Source organism: Streptomyces sp. NPDC058375 (assembly GCF_042723425.1).
GTDB lineage: Bacteria > Actinomycetota > Actinomycetes > Streptomycetales > Streptomycetaceae > Streptomyces > Streptomyces durocortorensis.
Window position 1 is genome coordinate 1 of sequence record NZ_JBHXJG010000451.1, and the last position, 2,466, is coordinate 2,466.

2 protein-coding genes and 1 pseudogene are annotated in these 2,466 nt (G+C 71.2%); all 3 read right to left on the reverse strand.

The features are described from left to right. A pseudogene (locus ACFWM7_RS34910) lies at positions 1 to 176 on the reverse strand (glycosyl transferase family 1); the annotation flags it as partial. A 46-nt stretch (positions 177 to 222) separates the two neighbouring features. After that, positions 223 to 1,242, reverse strand: coding sequence for a Gfo/Idh/MocA family protein (locus tag ACFWM7_RS34915; protein WP_383268702.1), 1,020 nt, complete (start codon positions 1,240 to 1,242; stop codon positions 223 to 225). Then, positions 1,239 to 2,357: a DegT/DnrJ/EryC1/StrS family aminotransferase gene (locus ACFWM7_RS34920; RefSeq protein ID WP_383268705.1), complete on the reverse strand. Its 1,119-nt coding sequence runs from the start codon at positions 2,355 to 2,357 to the stop codon at positions 1,239 to 1,241. The genes ACFWM7_RS34915 and ACFWM7_RS34920 overlap by 4 nt, the downstream gene beginning before the upstream one ends. Between the last annotated feature and the right edge of the window lie 109 nt (positions 2,358 to 2,466).

Sequence of the window (2,466 nt, forward strand, 5' to 3'; positions counted from 1 at the left end):
GGGTGCAGCGGCGTCGGCACGGGGAGCAGCCGGACCCTGGCTTCCCCCAGCTGCCAGCTCTGCGCCTTCTTGTTCGGGGACTTGCCGAGGAGGACCACGTCCCAGCCCGCCGCCGCGGCGGAGCGGGCCTCCTTCTGGACCCGGGAGTCCCCCTTCACCGCGTTGTCGACCAGCATGACGATCTTCCCGCGGGGCCTGCCGGCGGGGGCTGAGGACTGAGGGTCAAGCACCACGACGGATCGTTTCCTCCCGCTCGAAGACGACAGTGCGGCCGCTCCTGGCCGAGTCGAGCAGGGAGGCGGCCACCTCCACGGTGCGCAGCCCCTGCCGCAGGGTGCAGATGTCGACGGAGAGGCCCTGCACGGCGTCCCGGAAGAGTTCGTGTTCGACGAGCAGCGGCTCACGCTTGGGGATGGCGTAGCGGATCATGTCGCCCTCGGAGACCCCGCGGAACGCGTGCAGGGCCTCCCACTCGGTGGCGACGGAGGCGTTCGAGTAGAACGTCAGGTCGGCCGTCAGCGTGTCGGCGATGAGGCAGCCCCGCTCACCGGTGACGGAGGTGAACCGCTCCTTGAGCGGGCTCAGCCAGTTGACCAGATGGTTGACCATGGTCCCGTCGGAGAGCCGGCCCACCGCGCTGACCATGTCCTCGTAGGGGCGGCCGGACTTCGACACGGTGTGCGCCGCGATCGACACGTAGCTCCGGCCGGTCATCCACGCCGTGAGGTCGATGTCGTGGGTGGCGAGGTCCTTGACCACGCCGACGTCGGCGATGCGGTGCGGGAAGGGGCCCTGACGCCGGGTCACGATCTGGTAGAGGTCGCCGAGTTCGCCGTCCTGGAGACGGTCCCGCAGCGAGCGCAGTGCGGGGTTGCACCGCTCGATGTGCCCCACGCCCGCGACGAGGTTCCGTGACTCGAAGGCGTGCACGAGCCGCAGAGCGCCCTCGACGGAGTCGGCGAGCGGTTTCTCGATCAGCACGCAGACGCCCGCGTCGGCCAGCCGCAGGCCGATCTCCTCGTGCAGTCCGGTCGGGCAGGCGACGACGGCGTAATCGATGCCCAGGTCGAGAAGCTGCTCGACGTCCGGCAGCACGGGAGCGCCCTGGGCCCAGCCGTTCTTGTCGCCCATCGGTTCGACGACGCCGACCAGGTCGACGCCCTCCAGGGCCATGAGCACCCGGGCGTGGTGGCGGCCCATGGAGCCGAGGCCGATGAGCCCGGCCTTCAGTGCGGCGGTCACGGCTTCTCCCCCAGGGCGTTCACGGCGGTGACGATGCGCTCCAGGTCGCCCCCGGTGAGCGAGGGGTGGACGGGCAGCGAGACGACCTCGGCGGCGGCCCTGTCGGTCTCGGGCAGGTCCCAGGTGCGGCCCGCCTTCTGGTCCGGCTCCCAGTAGGGCTTGAGCCGGTGGATCGGGGTCGGGTAATAGACCGCGTTGCCGATGCCCGCCGCCGTGAGCCGCGCCATCGCGGCGTCCCGGTCGCCCCTGATCCGCACGGTGTACTGGTGGTAGACGTGCCGGGCGCCCTCGGCCACCGGCGGCGTGGTGACGGTCGGGGCGGTGATGCGGTCGTCGAGGTACGCGGCGTTGGCGCGCCGCCGCTCGGTCCAGGCCTCGACCTTGCCGAGCTGTACGCGGCCGACGGCGGCGGACACGTCGGTCATCCGCATGTTGGCGCCGACGATCTCGTTGGCGTACCGCTGCTCCATGCCCTGGTTGCGCAACAGGCGCACGGTACGGGCGACTTCGGCGTCGGCCGTGGTGACCATGCCGCCTTCGAGGGAGTGCATGTTCTTGGTCGGGTAGAAGCTGAAGGCGCCGCCCGCGCCGAACGCGCCGACCGGCGTTCCGTGCAGGGCGGCGGTGTGCGCCTGGCACGCGTCCTCGACGACCGCGAGCCCCCGCCGCTCGGCGACGGTCATGAGCCGGTCCATCGCCGCCGGATGACCGTAGAGGTGTACGGGCATGATCGCGGCCGTACGCGGCGTGATCGCGGCCTCGACGGCCGCCGGGTCGAGTCCGAAGCCGGCCGGCTCGATGTCGGCGAACACGACGTCGGCTCCGGTCAGGCGGACCGCGTTCGCGGAGGCCGCGAAGGAGAACGAGGGGACGACGACCTCGTCCCCTCTGCCGATGCCCAGGGCCAGGAGCAGCAGATGGAGGGCGGAGGTGCCGGAGTTGACGGCGACGCAGGTCCGCCCGTCCACCAGGGCGGAGAAGCGCTCCTCGAAGGCGGCTACCTCGGGCCCCTGGACGACGCGTCCGCTGCGCAGCACCCGGACCACGGCGTCGATCTCGGCCTCGCCGATGACGGGTGAGGCCACGGGAACCAGTTGCTCGTTGATGCTCGTCATCGACGTCCTCCTCGGCGGGTGCACCGCTGGCGAGCCCCTGGGATTCACCACACCAGGGATGCGTCAAATCATGACACATCGGACATCCGCCGGGTGGGAGTGAAGCCGC

Bases quoted from the DNA above. Each gene is read 5' to 3' on its own strand.
- ACFWM7_RS34920 (WP_383268705.1), bottom strand. From the start codon at position 2,357: ATGACGAGCATCAACGAGCAACTGGTTCCCGTGGCCTCACCCGTCATC.